General features: G+C 69.7%; 13 protein-coding genes. 1 reads left to right on the top strand and 12 read right to left on the bottom strand.

Translation table 11 applies throughout. From position 1 onward, the window contains the following. Positions 1-32: 32 nt before the first annotated feature. Entirely contained in the window at positions 33-875 is an 843-nt protein-coding gene (locus ABZW96_RS02745; RefSeq protein ID WP_355070642.1) for an NAD(P)H-binding protein, read from the top strand. 395 nt (positions 876-1,270) lie between these two features. On the opposite strand, the gene ABZW96_RS02740 is transcribed toward ABZW96_RS02745, so the two are convergent. The 12 genes from ABZW96_RS02740 to ABZW96_RS02685 all read right to left on the bottom strand — a co-directional run bounded on the left by ABZW96_RS02740 (position 1,271) and on the right by ABZW96_RS02685 (position 16,461). Further along, positions 1,271-3,634 carry a primosomal protein N' gene (locus ABZW96_RS02740; RefSeq protein ID WP_355071045.1) on the bottom strand — a complete coding sequence of 788 codons (2,364 nt, stop codon included), beginning with the start codon at positions 3,632-3,634 and terminating at the stop codon, positions 1,271-1,273. Between the two features lie 82 nt (positions 3,635-3,716). Then, positions 3,717-4,928, bottom strand: coding sequence for a methionine adenosyltransferase (metK, locus tag ABZW96_RS02735; protein ID WP_355070640.1), 1,212 nt, complete (start codon positions 4,926-4,928; stop codon positions 3,717-3,719). 229 nt (positions 4,929-5,157) lie between these two features. Then, positions 5,158-6,381 carry a bifunctional phosphopantothenoylcysteine decarboxylase/phosphopantothenate--cysteine ligase CoaBC gene (coaBC, locus tag ABZW96_RS02730; protein ID WP_355070638.1) on the bottom strand — a complete coding sequence of 408 codons (1,224 nt, stop codon included), beginning with the start codon at positions 6,379-6,381 and terminating at the stop codon, positions 5,158-5,160. A 44-nt stretch (positions 6,382-6,425) separates the two neighbouring features. Beyond that, positions 6,426-6,701, bottom strand: coding sequence for a DNA-directed RNA polymerase subunit omega (gene rpoZ, locus ABZW96_RS02725; RefSeq protein ID WP_355070636.1), 276 nt, complete (start codon positions 6,699-6,701; stop codon positions 6,426-6,428). A gap of 172 nt (positions 6,702-6,873) precedes the next feature. Continuing rightward, on the bottom strand, positions 6,874-7,458 hold the full coding sequence (gene gmk, locus ABZW96_RS02720) for a guanylate kinase (RefSeq protein ID WP_355070634.1): 585 nt from the start codon (positions 7,456-7,458) through the stop codon (positions 6,874-6,876). 8 nt (positions 7,459-7,466) lie between these two features. Next, the gene (mihF, locus tag ABZW96_RS02715; RefSeq protein WP_028476708.1) at positions 7,467-7,787 is read right to left on the bottom strand and encodes an integration host factor, actinobacterial type; all 321 of its coding nucleotides are present in this window, start codon (positions 7,785-7,787) and stop codon (positions 7,467-7,469) included. Positions 7,788-8,355: 568 nt separating this feature from the next. Continuing rightward, complete coding sequence (pyrF, locus tag ABZW96_RS02710; RefSeq protein WP_355070631.1) at positions 8,356-9,180, bottom strand: orotidine-5'-phosphate decarboxylase; 825 nt, start codon at positions 9,178-9,180, stop codon at positions 8,356-8,358. A gap of 25 nt (positions 9,181-9,205) precedes the next feature. Continuing rightward, positions 9,206-12,514, bottom strand: coding sequence for a carbamoyl-phosphate synthase large subunit (gene carB / locus ABZW96_RS02705; protein ID WP_355070629.1), 3,309 nt, complete (start codon positions 12,512-12,514; stop codon positions 9,206-9,208). Then, positions 12,514-13,626 (bottom strand): glutamine-hydrolyzing carbamoyl-phosphate synthase small subunit, encoded by a 1,113-nt coding sequence (gene carA / locus ABZW96_RS02700; protein ID WP_355070627.1) that lies wholly within the window; start codon positions 13,624-13,626, stop codon positions 12,514-12,516. Before carA ends, carB begins: the two co-directional genes overlap by 1 nt. Beyond that, positions 13,623-14,144 (bottom strand): transporter, encoded by a 522-nt coding sequence (locus tag ABZW96_RS02695; RefSeq protein WP_355070625.1) that lies wholly within the window; start codon positions 14,142-14,144, stop codon positions 13,623-13,625. The genes carA and ABZW96_RS02695 overlap by 4 nt, the downstream gene beginning before the upstream one ends. A 38-nt stretch (positions 14,145-14,182) precedes the next feature. Next, on the bottom strand, positions 14,183-15,505 hold the full coding sequence (locus tag ABZW96_RS02690) for a dihydroorotase (protein WP_355070623.1): 1,323 nt from the start codon (positions 15,503-15,505) through the stop codon (positions 14,183-14,185). Next, positions 15,502-16,461: an aspartate carbamoyltransferase catalytic subunit gene (locus tag ABZW96_RS02685; RefSeq protein ID WP_355070621.1), complete on the bottom strand. Its 960-nt coding sequence runs from the start codon at positions 16,459-16,461 to the stop codon at positions 15,502-15,504. The genes ABZW96_RS02690 and ABZW96_RS02685 overlap by 4 nt, the downstream gene beginning before the upstream one ends. Between the last annotated feature and the right edge of the window lie 21 nt (positions 16,462-16,482).

Raw genomic sequence — 16,482 nt, 5'->3', positions numbered from 1 at the left:
TTTTTAGTCAGCCAACTAACTAAGGAGTTACAATGATCGTGGTCACCGGAGCTACCGGGAATATCGGCGCGCCCCTCGTGCGGGCGCTGGCGGACGCCGGCGAGGAGGTGACAGCCGTCGCGCGGCATGCGGACCTTTCGCTGCCCGACGGAGTCCGCTCGGTTCGGGCCGATCTGGGCGAGCCGGAAAGCCTCTCCCCCGCCTTCGCGGGAGCCGACACCCTGTTTCTTCTGATCACCGGCGAGCAGTTGGTGGCGGGTCCGGAACCAGAGCAGGTGCTGAAAATCGCCGCCTCGGGAGGCGTGCGGCGCGTGGTCTTCGTGTCCTCGCAGGGCGTTGCCACTCGACCGGACGCGGCGGGATACGCCCGGCTCATCGCCTACGAACAGGCGATCAGGGACTCCGGGTTGGCCTGGACCTTCCTTCGGCCCACCGGATTCTTCTCCAACACCTACGCGTGGGCGGACGCGGTGCGCACGCAGCGCCTGGTCGCAGCACCGTTCGGCGACGTCGGTCTTCCCTCGATCGATCCGGCCGACATCGCCGCGGTCGCAGCGGCAGCATTGCGCGACGACCGGCACGACGGACAGGTCTACACCCTGACCGGGCCCGAGCTCGCTACCCCGCGCGCCCAAGCCGAAGCACTCGGCGCGGCAGTCGGCGAGCCGCTCCGATTCGTGGAATTGACTCGGGCACAGGCCCGTTCGGCGATGCTCGACTTCATGCCCGAGCCGGTGGCCGACCACACGCTGACCATCCTCGGCGAGCCGACACCCGCCGAGCAGCGGATCAGCCCCGACGTGCCGCGTGTGCTCGGGCGCCCGGCCACGAAATACGCCGACTGGGCGGCTCGCAATCGAGCGGCCTTCGCCTGAAGCTCGGCCGAGCGCTGCGCTGTCGCGAGATGATCGCAGGCTTCGGCGTTTCACTGGCCGGAAACGCCGAGGCGATCACGCTCACCCGGGTTGGGCAAGAACGAGGGCAGTCCACCCGGGTAGCGAAGCCTCCGGCAACGGGCGGCATAGACAGCCCCGGCGCGCGACGGGCTTGCCCAGTCGGCCATGAAGCGACGCGATCCGATCGCGGGTCCGTTGCGGCCGGTTCGCCGCGATATGCCGAGTGACGAGCGGACGACATCAGGTGCACCGAGCGGTCCCCCTCCTTCCCTCGGTCCGAGTACGCCGACCTCCTCACGACACAGCCCGGGTGCCCGGCGGCACTATCCCGGCCCCATGCCGACGAGGCAGCGGTGGACGCACTCCGGTAGCCGTCAGCCGATGTCGACCGGGTCGATTTGCACGCGCAGGGGGGCGTCCGAGCGGTGCGTGCTGCGAACCGCCTGAGCCGCGCGCAGGGCACGCGCGAGCGCCGCTCCGGAGCGCCGCTCGACCCGCAGCAGCAGGCGTTCGACTTCGGCGGGCGCATCGCCGGAGGAGAACGGTTTGCGGGCGCCGTCCGGCAGCGGCACTGGTCCAAGGCGGTCGACCGTATCCGGCAGGTCCGCCGCCGAGAGCAGTTCGGCGATCGTGTCGGCGGTGCCGTCGATCGCGGCGAGACGGACGGCAGGCGGGAAGCCGACCTCGGCCCGCGCCGCGACCTCCGCGCGCGCGGCGCCCACCGGATCCCATCGGACCAACGCCTGCACGGTGGGGATGGACGGCTCGGCCACGACGATGACCTGGCCGTGCGCGCGGACCAGCGCCGCGGCGGCCATCCAGCGGCGCAGCGCGTCCTCGGCGGCACGCAGGTCGGCTCGGCCGAGCAGCGCCCAGCCGTCGAGCAACAACGCGACGCCGTAGCCGCCGGGAACCACCGACTCGGCGCCGACCGTAGCGACGACCACTTGCGGGCCCGGCTCCACGGTGTCGAGCACGGTGCCGCCGCCGGAAGCACGGATCGGTACGCCGGGAAACGCACGGCCGAGCTCCTCCGCCGTGCGCGCCGCCCCGATCACCACGGCGCGCAGTGCGCGCGACCCGCAGGTGGTGCAACGAAACGCGGTCTCGGTGATCCCGCACCAACGGCAAGCGGGACTCTGCGCGGCCGCGCCGGGGTCGGCGGCCGATCCGCGCGGTCCCCGAGCTTCCGGCAGCGCGAGCGGTCCGCTGCAGTGTCGGCATCGAGCAGGAGTACGGCATTTCCCGCAGGCCAGGGCGGGAATGTACCCACGACGCGGCACCTGTACCAGCACCGGCGCGCCTTCCTTCAGCGCGGCGCGGGCAGCCGCGAAGGCGACGCCGGGAATTCGGACAGCACGGGCGACCGGATCGCGTTCCAGCGCGATATCGCTGTCGCCGGGGGCGCTGATGCGCGGCGCGGCCTTGCGCAGCACGGCACGATCGGCGACCAGATCGTGCGCCCAACCCGAATCGACCACCGCTTGGATCTCCGCGCTGCGCGCGAAACCCGCCGCGACGAAGGCCGCGCCGGTTTCGTGCGCCCGCAACATCGCCACCTCACGCGCGTGCGGATACGGCGCACGCGGTTCGGCGTAGGTGTCGTCACCGTCGTCCCACAACGCGATCAGCCCGAGGTCCAATGCCGGTGCGAACACGGCGCTGCGCGTGCCCACCACCACTCGCGCCGAACCGCGCAGCACCGCGAGCCACCGCCGGTACCGAGCCGCTGGACCGAGACCGGCGGACAACCCGACTGCCGAGTCCCCCACCAGCCCAACGCATTCCGCCAGGACCCGGTCGAGGTCGCGTTGGTCGGGGACCATGAGGATCGCGCTGCGCCCCTGCCGCGCCACCACGGCGGCGAGCTCCGCCAGCCGTCGTGGCCAGTCCTCACCGGGCAGTGCCTGCCAGGCCGCGCGTGCCCCTTTCCGCTGGCCGAGGGCGGCGACGAACGCCGCCCCGTGGACGTACCGTTCCCAAGGCGCGAGATCTATGGCCGGAAACTCCGAATCGACGGAGGCGGTTCGGTCTTCGGCGTCGCCGCTCGTCTCCCCTGCACCGCCCGAGTCCCCCGCGCCGGTTGGCCCGAGCTTCGGATGCGCACGTGCGGACGGCTCGGCATCGAGCTTCTCGTCGCTCTCCGGCGCGGGCACATGTCGGCCGACGCCAGGGCTATCGCGCTTCGAATCCGGTTCCGCCGCAGCACCACTTTTCGGAGCCGCGCTGCTCACATCGGCCGAATCGGCTTGCAGGTCAGAGGATTCCGGCGATGCAACGGGCAACTCTCCGGCAGACACGGAACTCGCCACGTCCGACCGCACGGGACCAATTGCGGTGGCGGGGTTCTCGTTCGCGGAATCGGCTCGGGCCGCAGCGGACTTCTTCCCGCCACCGGTCTCGGTGCGGGCGTGACGCGGTGGTATCGCCAGACGCAGGACATCGGCACGCGTCCCCGCATAACGGGCCGCGACCTTGCCGGCCAGCTCCAGGATTTCGGGAGTCAACACGCGTTCGCCGGAGACGACGCGTTCCAGCTTGACCAGCTTTCCGCCGTGGTCACTGTGCCGCGATCGAGCCAGGAGATAGCCGTCGACCAGCCGACCGGCGAAACGGACCCGCACCCGGACCCCCGGCTGGGCGAGTTCGTCCAGCTCGGGAGGCACCAAGTAGTCGAAGTCGCGGTCGAGATGCGCGGGCGAGAGCAGCGGAAGCACCCGGGCGATCGGCAACTCCACGCCCGCGGGACCCGCGGCCGGACGGTCCGCCTCGGTGGCGGGGGTGTCCGCCGCGGGTTCGTTCACTCGGACCTGATCGAGGTCAGAGTCCGACGGCGGCGCGCAACTTGTCGGCGCGGTCGGTGTGCTCCCACGGCAGGTCCACGTCGGTGCGGCCGAAGTGGCCGTACGCGGCGGTCGGCCCGTAGATCGGACGCAGCAGGTCCAGGTCGCGGATGATGGCGCCGGGACGCAGGTCGAAGACCTCGGTGATCGCGGTGCTGATGCGCGCCGGGTCGATCTTCTCGGTGCCGAAGGTCTCGACGAACAAACCGACCGGAGCCGCCTTGCCGATCGCGTAGGCCACCTGGACCTCGACGCGGTCGGCCAGATCGGCCGCGACGACGTTCTTCGCGACCCAGCGCATGGCGTAGGCGGCGGAGCGGTCCACCTTCGACGGGTCCTTGCCCGAGAAAGCGCCGCCGCCGTGGCGGGCCATGCCGCCGTAGGTGTCGACGATGATCTTGCGGCCGGTCAGGCCCGCGTCGCCCATCGGGCCGCCCAGCACGAACTTGCCGGTGGGGTTGACCAGCAGGCGAATATCCGAGATGTCCAGGCTGGGCAGCTCGAGGTCGGCGAGCACCGCGTCGAGGACCTTCTCGCGGATGTCGGGCGCGAGCAGGTTGTCCAGGTCGATATCGGCGGCGTGCTGGGTGGAGACGACCACCGTGTCCAAGCGGACCGGGCGATCACCGTCGTACTCGATGGTGACCTGGGTCTTGCCGTCCGGACGCAGGTAGGGCAGCACGCCGGTCTTGCGCACCTCGGTCAAGCGGCGCGACAACCGGTGCGCGAGCGCGATCGGAAGCGGCATCAGCTCGGGGGTGTCCTTGGTGGCGTAACCGAACATCAGGCCCTGATCGCCCGCACCCTGCCGCTCGATCTCGTCGTCGGAGCCGCCGATGCGCGCCTCGTGCGAGGTGTCCACACCCTGCGCGATATCCGGCGACTGCGCGCCGATCGCGATATTCACACCGCAGGAATTTCCGTCGAATCCCTTTGCCGACGAGTCATATCCGATTTCCAGGACCTTTTCCCGGACAATTCGGGGAATATCGGCGTACGCCGACGTGGTGACCTCACCCGCGACGTGGACCTGGCCGGTCGTCACGAGGGTTTCCACCGCGACCCGGCTGCGCGGATCCTCCGCGAGCAACGCGTCGAGAATGGAATCGCTGATGGCATCACAGATTTTGTCCGGATGACCTTCGGTCACGGACTCACTGGTGAAAAGCCGGCTCCCGGACGTGCGCACAGTTCTTCCCTCTCCCTCAACGGGTTACTCGTATCGGCTTGCGACAGTAACGCGATGTCGCGACTGCGCAACCCTTATATCTCAGCCTATTCCAAATCACCGACAGGGCGGACCTCAACGCCGCGGCCATCCCGGACAGCTGAACTCCCGGTGTCGTGCCGGTGCCGAATTGATGACGGCGTCGCGAACGACGGACCGGATCGCAATCCTGGCAGGGACGCGGCCCGGCTCAGCGCAGCAACACGCTCAGCGCGTCGAGCACACGGCTGGCCAGCAACGCCTTGGAGCCGTGATCGAGCGCCTGTTCGGTGCCGTCCGCGCCCAGCAGCCAGCCGTCGTTGGTGTCCACCTCGAACGCCTTGCCCTCGCCGACCGCGTTGACCACGAGCAGGTCGCACCCCTTGCGTGCGAGCTTGGCCCGCGCGTGGGTGAGAACATCGCCGTGCTCGTCACCGGTCTCGGCGGCGAAACCGACGATCGCGGTGCCGGGCAACTGTCCGTCGCGGCGCGCCTGCACCAAGCCGGCGAGGATGTCATCGGTCTTGGTCAGCGGAATGACGTCGGGCTCGCCTGCACCCTTCTTGATCTTGGCGGCGGCGACGTTGGTCGGCCGGAAATCGGCGACCGCCGCGGCCATGATCACCGCGTCGGCGCCGACGGCGTGCTTGTCGACGGCGGTCTTCAGCTGTTCGGCGGTGGTGATGTGCACCAGGTCGACGGCGGCGGGCGCCGCCATCTCGATCGTGTTGCCCGCGATCAACGTCACGTGAGCGCCGCGCTGGGCCGCGACCCGCGCGAGCGCGTAGCCCTGCTTGCCGGAGCTACGGTTGCCCAGGAAACGCACCGGATCCAGCGGCTCCCTGGTGCCTCCCGCCGTGATGACGACCCGGCGGCCCGCCAGATCCCGCGGGATCGCGTCGGCACGCTCCATGAGCAGCGACGCGAGGCCGAAGATCTCCTCGGGCTCGGGCAGCCGTCCAGGGCCGGTGTCGGCGCCGGTGAGCCGGCCCGCCGCGGGCTCCATGACGATCGCACCGCGGGCGCGCAAGGTCGCGACGTTGGCGACGGTCGCCGGATGCTCCCACATCTCGGTGTGCATCGCGGGCGCGAACAAGATCGGACATCGGGCCGTCAGCAGCGTGGCGGTGAGCAGGTCGTCGGCGCGGCCGGACGCGGCGCGGGCCATGAGGTCGGCGGTCGCCGGGGCGATGACCACGAGGTCCGCCTCCTGGCCCAGCCGAACATGCGGCACCTCGGGCACGTCGGAGAACACGCCGGTGTGCACCGGGTTCCCGGACAGTGCCTCGAAGGTCGCCTTGCCGACGAACTCCAGCGCCGAGGTGGTGGGGATCACCCGGACGTCATGTCCGGTCTCGGTGAATCGCCGGACCAGAGAGCACGCCTTGTAGGCGGCGATGCCTCCGGCTACACCGACGACGATCCTTGTGGTCACTACGCCTCCGGCCTAGTAGTGGTCACGGCGAACCGGGGTTCGCCTCACTCGCCTTCGGAGTGCTCGAGCAGGTCGGAGTGGATCTCGCGCAGGGCGACCGACAGCGGCTTCTCCTGCAGACCCGGCTCGACCAGCGGGCCGACGTACTCGAGGATGCCGTCGCCGAGCTGGTTGTAGTAATCGTTGATCTGCCTGGCCCGCTTGGCCGCGTAGATGACCAGGGCGTACTTGGACGACGTGCGCTCCAGCAACTCGTCGATCGGCGGGTTGGTGAGGCCGACCGGCGTGTCGTAAGCGGGCGCGGTCTTGGTGTCCGTCACTAGGAAGACTCCTGCTGTGGTCGGTCGGATGAACGAGGGGCCCTGCGAGTGCGGCGGCGTGCCGCCTCCGGGCCTGGTCACTCATGCCGGAGTGGATTGCGCATGCGCGAAGGCCCTACGTGAATACGCAGGCTACCTCCTCCGGGCCTGATCGCTCATGCGCAGGTGGGGGTCACGAACTCGAATTTGTGCTAACGAACAACGATACCAACTGCTCACAGGCGCTGGTCACCTCGTCGTTGACGATAACTATGTCGAACTCGTCACAGGCCGCCAGCTCGATCCTGGCCGTTTCCAAGCGACGCTCGATCACCTCGGGCGACTCGGTGCCGCGCGAGGTCAGTCGCGCCACCAACTCGTCCCAGCTCGGCGGGGCAAGGAAAACCAGAATCGCCTCGGGGATCGCCCGGCGCACCGATCGCGCGCCCTCGAGATCCACTTCGACCAGTACCGGAAGGCCCTCCGCCAGCGCGGCGCGCACCGGCCCGGCGGGGGTGCCCGAACGCTGCAACCCGCCGTGGATGTCCGCCCACTCGAGCAGTTCATCCGCCTCGATCATCGCGTCGAACTCCGCACGGGAGACGAAGTGGTAGTCGAGGCCGTCGACCTCCCCGGGCCGCGGGGCCCGGGTCGTTGCCGACACGCTGAAGACCAGGTAGGGCAGTCGTTCGCGGACACAGCGGACCACGGTGGACTTGCCCACGGCCGAGGGGCCGACCAGTACGACCAGTCGACCCTTCCGCGTGTGTTCGATCACCCTCGTCGTCAGGCGTCGAAGTCGAACCGGGCCAGCAGCGCCTTACGCTGCCGGTCGCCGAGTCCGCGCAGCCGCCGGGTGGGGGCGATCTCCAGCTCGCTCATGATCTCCGCCGCCTTGACCTTGCCCACCTTCGGCAGGGCCTCCAGCAGCGCCGACACCTTCATCTTGCCGAGGATCTCGTCGGTCTCGGCGTCGGTGAGCACCTGCTTCAGGTTGGTGCCGCCACGCTTCAAGCGCTCCTTGAGCTCCGCCCGAGCGCGGCGAGCGGCAGCCGCCTTCTCCAAAGCAGCGGCGCGCTGCTCGTCAGTCAGCTGGGGAAGGGCCACGGTTCCTCCGTCTCATCGTTCATTGCATTCAACTCCTGCCGGTAACCCGGCAGTCTCAGCGACCGTACCCACGACGTCCGCCGATTGCGAACCCACCCCCCAGGTCAGCGCATGATTCCGGATACGGACCGCACCACGGCGGCCCGGCGCCGGTGCCGCCCGCGCCATCGAGCGCATCGCGATACCGAATCAGCGAAATGTGCCGCCAGCAGGGCGTTTTCGACAAACCGAATGGTTTGCGGAAGGGTTGCGAGACGGCAGCGCATCTCTCCAGCAACCCCTCACGCGCCCTACCAGGAACTTTCTGGAAATTCTCCGCGTGTCGCGAGTTTTTTGCGCGTGTCGGGCGTCACATCCGAGCCGTTTCGGCCGCCATGACCGGCATCCGGTGCCGGAAACCGGCCCTGTACGTCGGTCCAGGAGCGTGTGCCCATCCGTGCACCGATCGGCCCCGAAATCAGCGCAGCAGCGCGCACAGGCCCCGCTAAAGGGCACGTGTGTGCGAACACCTGCACGCTCGAGGGACGGAAACGACGAAGGCCGGCGCGGATGCGCCGGCCTTTCGCGGTCATTTCTGGAGGAACGCGAACGCGTCTTGGAAACCGTGCACTCTGGCACGCAGTGCCGGAACGGTGGGCCCGTCCCTCAGCACCTCCCGCGAGACATTCGGCACGACGGCCGGGAGCATCGCCTCCGGGACCAGCTCCCTGATGGTTTCCGGGCCGCCGCCCTGGGCGCCGACCCCTGGCATGAGGATCGGGCCGTTGAGCGCGGAGAGATCGGGCGCCTCGCTGAGCGTGGCGCCGACCACAACGCCGACCGAACCGAACTCCCCGCCCGCGTTGCGCGCCGCCGCCTCGTCGACCATGGTCTGCGCGACCGTGCGGCCGTCCGCAGCGACCGCCCGCTGCACCTGCGCTCCCTCGGGGTTCGAGGTCGCCGCGAGCACGAAGACGCCGCGGTGGCCTGCCTCGGCGAGCGTCAGCGCCGGTGCCAGCGAACCGAAGCCCAGATACGGCGAGACCGTGACCGCGTCGGACCCGAGCGGGCCGTCGGCCAGCCAGGTCCGCGCGTAGGCGTCCATGGTGGACCCGATATCGCCGCGTTTGGCGTCGGCGAGCACCAAGGTTCCCGAGGCCCGCAGCACCTCGATGGTGCGCTCCAGGACCGCGATGCCCCCGGAGCCGTGGGCTTCGAAGAACGCGACCTGCGGCTTGACCAGTGCGACGAGGCCGTCGAACGCCTCCACGCAGATCTCGGCGAACCGCTCGAGTCCCTCGACGTCTTCGGTCAGTCCCCAGGACCGCAGCAGTTCCGGGTGCGGGTCGATGCCGACGCACACCGGCCCCAGTTGCCGCGTCGCGTGCCGCAGGCGGTCGCCGAAGGTCTTCATCGCACCCGTTCCGTCCGGTCGCGGCTCACCCACGCAGCACCGAGTGCAGTTCCTGCAGCGACCGCACGCCGATGCCACCGTTGATGCTGGCCTCGATGCCCTGCACCGCGGCCGCCGCACCCTGCACGGTGGTGATGCACGGGATGTTCACCCCGACCGCCGCGCTGCGGATCTCATAGCCGTCCACGCGAGGGCCGGAGTTGCCGTAAGGCGTGTTGAACACCATGTCGACCTCGCCGTCGCGGATCTGCTCCACGATCGTCGGCTCGTCGTCCGGCCCCACCTCGGAGTGCTTGCGCACCTGCTCGCACGGAATCCCGTTGCGGCGCAGCATTTCCGCCGTGCCCTCGGTGGCGAGGATGCGGAAGCCGAGGTCGTGCAGGCGCTTCACCGGGAAGACCATCGCGCGCTTGTCCCGGTTGGCGATCGAGACGAACACGGTGCCCTCGGTGGGCAGCGAGCCGTAGGCGGCGGTCTGACTCTTGGCGAAGGCGGTGCCGAAATCGGCGTCGATGCCCATCACCTCGCCGGTCGACTTCATCTCCGGCGAGAGCAGCGAATCCACGCCGCTGCCGTCGGCGCGCCGGAAGCGGTGGAACGGCAGCACGGCCTCCTTGACCGCGACCGGAGCGTCCAGCGCGACGTGCCCGCCGTCGCCCTCGCTCGGCAGCATGCCCTCCTTGCGGAGTTCGGCGATGGTGGCGCCCAGCATGATCCGCGCGGCGGCCTTGGCCAGCGGCACCGCGGTGGCCTTCGACACGAACGGAACCGTCCGGCTCGCGCGCGGATTGGCCTCCAGAACGTAGAGCACGTCGTCCTTGAGCGCGTACTGCACGTTGAGCAGGCCGCGGACGCCGATACCCTTGGCGAGCGCGACGGTCGAGCGGCGCACCGACTCGATATCGCTGCGGCCCAAGGTGATCGGGGGCAGCGCGCAGGCGGAGTCACCGGAGTGGATGCCCGCCTCCTCGATGTGCTCCATCACGCCGCCGAGGTAGACCTCCTCGCCGTCGCACAGCGCGTCGACGTCGATCTCGATCGCATCCTCCAGGAACCGGTCGACCAGCACCGGGTGCTCCGGGCTCAGCTCGGTCGCCCGGGAGATGTAGCCCTCCAAGGAATTCTCGTCGTAGACGATCTCCATACCCCGGCCGCCCAGCACGTAGGAGGGGCGCACCAGCACCGGGTAGCCGATGTCGGTGGCGATCTTGCGCGCCTGCGCGAAGGTGGTCGCGGTGCCGTACTTCGGCGCGGGCAGACCGGCCGCGACCAGCACGTCACCGAATTCGCCTCGGTCCTCGGCCAGGTCGATCGCGGCCGCGCTGGTACCGACCACCGGCACGCCCGCCGCGGTGAGCCGCTGCGCGAGGCCGAGCGGGGTCTGCCCGCCCAGCTGCACGATGACACCGGCGACGGTGCCGGACTCGCACTCGGAGTGGTAGACCTCGAGCACGTCTTCGAAAGTCAGCGGCTCGAAGTAGAGGCGATCGGCGGTGTCGTAGTCGGTGGAGACGGTCTCCGGGTTGCAGTTGACCATCACCGTCTCGTATCCGGCCTTCGACAGCGTCTGCGCCGCGTGCACACACGAGTAGTCGAACTCGATGCCCTGGCCGATGCGGTTGGGCCCGGACCCGAGAATGATCACCTTCTCGCGGTCGGGCTGCGGCGCCACCTCGGACTCGGCCGCGGGATCGAGTTCGTAGGCCGAGTAGTGGTACGGGGTCTTGGCCTCGAACTCGGCGGCGCAGGTGTCGACCGTCTTGAAGACCGGGCGGACCCCGAGCCGGTGGCGCAGGGCGCGCACACCGCTCTCCCCTGCCAGTTCGGGTCGCAGCGCGGCCAGCTGACGATCGGACAGGCCGTAGTGCTTGGCCCGCCGCAACAGCGGTTCGTCCAGCACGGGCGCGTCGAGGATCTCCTGGCGCAACTCGACCAGACCGGCCACCTCCGCGACGAACCACGGGTCGATGCCGGAGGCGGCGGCGACGTCCTCGATGCTCGCGCCCAGCCGCAGCGCCCGCTCCACCTGGTAGATGCGCCCTTCGGTGGGCGTGCGCAGGTCTTCGAGGATCGCTTCGACGTCGGTCCACGCGCCGTCGTCCTGGGTCCAGAAGCCCGCGGCTTTGGTCTCCAGCGAACGCAGCACCTTCCCGAGCGCCTCGGAGAAGTTGCGGCCGAGGGACATGGCCTCGCCGACGGACTTCATGGTGGTGGTCAGCGTGCCGTCGGCGCCGGGGAACTTCTCGAACGCGAACCGCGGGGCCTTGACGACCACGTAGTCGAGGGTCGGCTCGAAGCAGGCCGGGGTTTCCTTGGTGATGTCGTTGACGATCTCGTCGAGCGTGTAGCCGATGGCCAGCTTGGCGGCGATCTTCGCGATCGGGAAGCCGGTCGCCTTCGACGCCAGCGCAGACGAACGCGACACGCGCGGATTCATCTCGATGACGATCAGGCGGCCGTCGCGCGGGTCCACCGCGAACTGGATGTTGCAGCCGCCGGTGTCGACGCCGACCTCGCGCAGGATGGCGATGCCGAGATCACGCAACTTCTGGTACTCGCGGTCGGTGAGCGTCATCGCCGGGGCGACGGTCATCGAGTCGCCGGTGTGCACGCCCATCGGGTCGACGTTCTCGATCGAGCAGACCACCACGACGTTGTCGCGGCCGTCCCGCATCAGCTCGAGCTCGTATTCCTTCCAGCCGAGGATGGACTCCTCGATCAGGACGTTCGCGGTGGGCGAGGCGGCCAGGCCGCCGCCGGCGATGCGATCGAGGTCTTCCTCGTTGTAGGCCATGCCGGAACCGAGGCCGCCCATGGTGAACGACGGGCGCACCACCACGGGGTAGCCGAGTTCGGCGACCGTATCGCGGACCTCGTCCATGGTGAAGCAGACCCGGGAGCGGGCGCTCTCGCCGCCCACCTTGGCCACGATGTCCTTGAACTTCTGCCGGTCCTCACCGCGCTGGATGGCGTCGAAGTCGGCGCCGATGAGTTCCACGCCGTACTTCGCCAGCACTCCGCGCTCGTGCAGCGCGACCGCGGTGTTCAGCGCGGTCTGGCCACCGAGGGTGGCCAGGATGGCGTCCGGACGCTCCTTCTCGATCACCTTCTCCACGAACTCCGGCGTGATCGGCTCCACGTAGGTGGAGTCGGCGAACTCCGGATCGGTCATGATCGTCGCCGGGTTCGAGTTGACCAGCGACACCCGCAGGCCCTCGGCCCGCAGCACCCGGCACGCCTGCGTGCCGGAGTAGTCGAATTCGCACGCCTGGCCGATGACGATCGGGCCAGAACCGATCACCAGGATGTGCTCGAGATCCTCGCGGCGAGGCATCAGGCTCCTTCCATGAGACCGGCGAAACGGTCGAACAGGTACGCGGCGTCGTGGGGTCCGGCGGCGGCTTCCGGGTGGTACTGCACGGAGAAGGCGCGGCCGTCGACCAGCCGGACCCCCTCGACCGTGCCGTCGTTGGCGCAGACGTGACTCACCTCGGCCGTGCCGAAGGGGGTGTCGAACCGCTCGCCCCGCTCGCCCTCCAGCGCGAACCCGTGGTTCTGCGCGGTGATCGAGATCCGGCCGGTCTCGTGCTCCACCACCGGGATGTTGATGCCGCGGTGGCCGAACTTCATCTTGTAGGTGCCCCGGCCGAGCGCGCGGCCGAGGATCTGGTTGCCGAAGCAGATGCCGAACAGGGGCAGGCCCTCGCCCAGCACGCCACGGGTCAACTCGACCGCCGCGTCGGCGGTGGCCGGGTCGCCTGGACCGTTGGACAGGAAGACCCCGTCGGGCTTCAGCTCGAGGATCTGGTCCAGCGTGGTGTTCGAGGACACCACGTGCACCCGCATGCCGCGCTGCGCGAACATGCGCGGGGTGTTGGTCTTGATCCCGAGATCGACCGCGACGACCGTGCGGCGATGGTCGCCCTCCGGCTCGATCGTGTAGAGCGCGTCGGTGGTCACCTCGCCGGCGAGGTCGGCGCCCAGCATGGACGGCTGACCGTTCACTCGGTCCACCAGCTCGTCCGCGGCGGCGAGCGCGTCGCCGGAGAAGATGCCCGCCTTCATCGAACCGCGGGTGCGCAGATGACGTACCAGCGCGCGGGTGTCGATGCCCGCGATGCCGACGATCCGCTGACGTTCCAGCTCGTCCGGCAGCGTCCTGGTGGCGCGCCAGTTGGAGGCGCGCCGCGCCGGGTCGCGCACCGCGTACCCGGCGACCCAGATCTTCGTGGACTCGTCGTCCTCGTCGTTCCAGCCGGTGTTGCCGATCTGCGGCGCGGCGGCCACCACGATCTGGCGGTGGTAGGACGGGTCGGTGAGGGTCTCCTGGTACCCGGTCATCGCGGTGCAGAACACCGCCTCACCGAGCGTCTGGCCCACGGCGCCGTAGGCCTGGCCGCGGAACACCCGGCCGTCCTCCAGCACGAGTGCTGCTTCTCCTGTCATCCCTCGTCATCTCCCGTCATCGTCCCGCTCTGATCCGCCGCGGGAAGCCTGCGCCAAGCCGGGTAGACCGACTTGTCGTCGCCGCGGAAACCCGTATCGATCTCGGTTCCCGTCGGCAGCTTCCAGCGAATGACCAGCACACCATCTTCCGTCATCACTTTGCCCGCGTGCCCGCGTTCGGTGCGCACCGCGGTGATGGATTCGTCCGGAATCCAGATCACCGTCGCGCCGTCGCGTTCGAGCAGAATTCCCTTTTCGAACCGCGTGAGTTCCGCGGTGGCCCGGAAACCCAGATCGCCGACGGTGATCCGGTCCTGCCAGCTCGGCGCGATGGTGCTGCCCAAGTACAGGCCGGTGGTCGGCTCCAATACCTGCGCACCCAGTTCCGCAGGCACGGTGGGCAGCGCGCCGACGCGCTCGGCCTGGCGCGCCGCGCGATTGCGCCAGCCCCGGTACATCAGCCACAGGCAGGCCGCGAACAGGATCAGCAGCCCGACCACCCAGAGTGTTCTCTCCACTACGAACCTCCTCGAACGGCTGCGCCTCGGTTGCTCATCTACGCCTCCGCCCCGTCGACCAGCGCCTTGCCGTCCCTGGCGGTGACCCGGCCGCGCAGCAACGTCGCCGTCACCCGGGCCGGGAAGGTCATCGCCTCGAACGGCGTGTTGTTCGAGATGCTGGCCAGGTCCTTTCCACGCACCGTCCAGCTCGCCTCCGGGTCGACCAGCGTCAAGTTGGCCGGCTCGCCGACCTCGAGCGGTCTGCCGTGCTCGTCCAAGCCCACGATCGCGGCCGGTCGCTCGCTCATCACGCGAGCGACGCCGCGCCAGTCCAGCAGCCCGGGCTCGACCATGGTCCGCACGATGATCGACAGCGCCGTCTCCAAGCCGAGCATGCCGGGCCGCGCCGCGGCGAACTCGCAGCACTTGTCCTGCTCGGCGTGCGGCGCGTGGTCGGTGGCGACGCAATCGATGATGCCCTCGGCCAGCGCCTGCCGCAGCGCGGCGGCGTCGGACGACTCGCGCAGCGGCGGGTTGACCTTGTTGACGGCGTCGTAGGTCTCCAACCGGGAGTCGTCCAGCAGCAGGTGGTGCGGGGTCACTTCGGCGGTGATCGAAATACCCTGGGACTTGGCCCATCTCACCAGTTCCACGGTGCCCTCGGTGGAGGCGTGGCAGATGTGCACGCGGGCGCCCGCGTCGCGCGCCAGCAAGGCGTCGCGCGCCACGATCGACTCCTCGGCCGCGCGCGGCCAGCCGGCCAGCCCCAGCCGGGCCGCGCTCGGCCCCTCGTGCGCGACGGCGCCCTTGGTCAGCCTTGGCTCCTCCGCGTGCTGCGCGATCAGCACCCCCAGCGAGTTCGCGTACTCCAGGGCCCTGCGCATGATCAGCGGGTCGTAGACGCAGTGACCGTCGTCGGAGAACATGCGGACCGCCCCGACGCCCGCGGCCATGGTCCCCATCTCGGCGAGCTGCTTGCCCTCCAGGCCCACGGTGACCGCGCCGACCGGATAGACGTCGACCAGGCCGACCTCCCGGCCCCGCCGCCACACATGGTCGGTGACGACCACCGAGTCGGCGACCGGGTTGGTGTTGGCCATCGCGAACACCGCGGTGTAGCCGCCGAGCGCGGCGGCGGCGGAACCCGTCTCGATGGTCTCGGTGTCCTCGCGGCCCGGCTCACGCAGGTGGGTGTGCAGGTCGACGAAGCCGGGCAGCAGGATCTGGCCCTGCGCGTCGATGATTTCGGCGTCGACCACGCCCAGATCGGTGCCGATCTGACGGATCTCCCCGTCGGCGACGAGCACGTCGACCGGCTCGCCTTCGCCGTACAGCAGCGCGCCCTTGATCAGAACGATGGCGTCGTTCCTTCCACTCATGCCACTGCCTCCTGGGTTCCGACGAGCAGGCGGAACAGCACCGCCATCCGCACGTGCACCCCGTTGGTGACCTGTTGCAGCACAGCGGCTTTCGGCGAGTCCGCGACGGAGGACGCGATTTCCATGCCGCGCAGCATCGGGCCGGGGTGCAGCACGACCGCGTGGTCTTCCAGCAGGGCCAGCCTGCGTTCGGAGAGTCCGTAGGTGATCGAGTACTCGCGGGCCGACGGGAAGAACCCGCCGTTCATCCGCTCGGCCTGCACCCGCAACATCAGCACGGCGTCGGCGCCGATCAGCTCGGCGTCCAAGTGGTGTGAGACGCGGGCGGGCCAGCTCTCCACGCCGACCGGAAGCAGCGTGCGCGGAGCGACCAGCACGACCTCCGCGCCGAGTGTGGCCAGCAGGAAGACGTTCGATCGCGCGACCCGGCTGTGCAGGATGTCACCGACGATGACCACCCGCTTGCCCTCGATGTCGCCGAGCCGCTGCCGGAGGGTCAGCGCGTCCAGCAACGCCTGGGTCGGGTGCTCGTGCGTTCCGTCGCCCGCGTTGACGACCGCCGGGCCGGAGCCGCGCCCCGTGGAGACCGCCCACTCGTCCATCCAGCGCGCGATCTGGTGCGCGGCGCCGGAGGCCGGATGCCGCACGATCAGCGCGTCGGCTCCCGCGGCGTGCAAGGTGAGCGCGGTGTCGCGCAGCGACTCGCCCTTGGCGACCGAGGAGCTGCTCGCGCTCACGTTGATCACGTCCGCGCTCATCCACTTGCCCGCGACCTCGAACGAGACCCGGGTCCGGGTCGAGTTCTCGTAGAAGACCGTCATCACGGTGCGCCCGCGCAGCGTGGGCAGTTTGTGCACCTCGCGGCCGAGCAGCGCCTGTTCGAACCGCTCGGCCTCGTCGAGCAGCTCGTTCGCGGCGGCGCGATCGAGCGCGGCGACCGAAAGCAGATGCCTCACGCGCCTGCCTCCTGCCGCGAG

Origin of the sequence: Nocardia sp. NPDC004168, assembly GCF_040610355.1 — a bacterium.
In the GTDB taxonomy this organism is placed as follows: domain Bacteria; phylum Actinomycetota; class Actinomycetes; order Mycobacteriales; family Mycobacteriaceae; genus Nocardia; species Nocardia sichangensis.
This window is presented reverse-complemented; position numbering and strand designations above follow the sequence as displayed.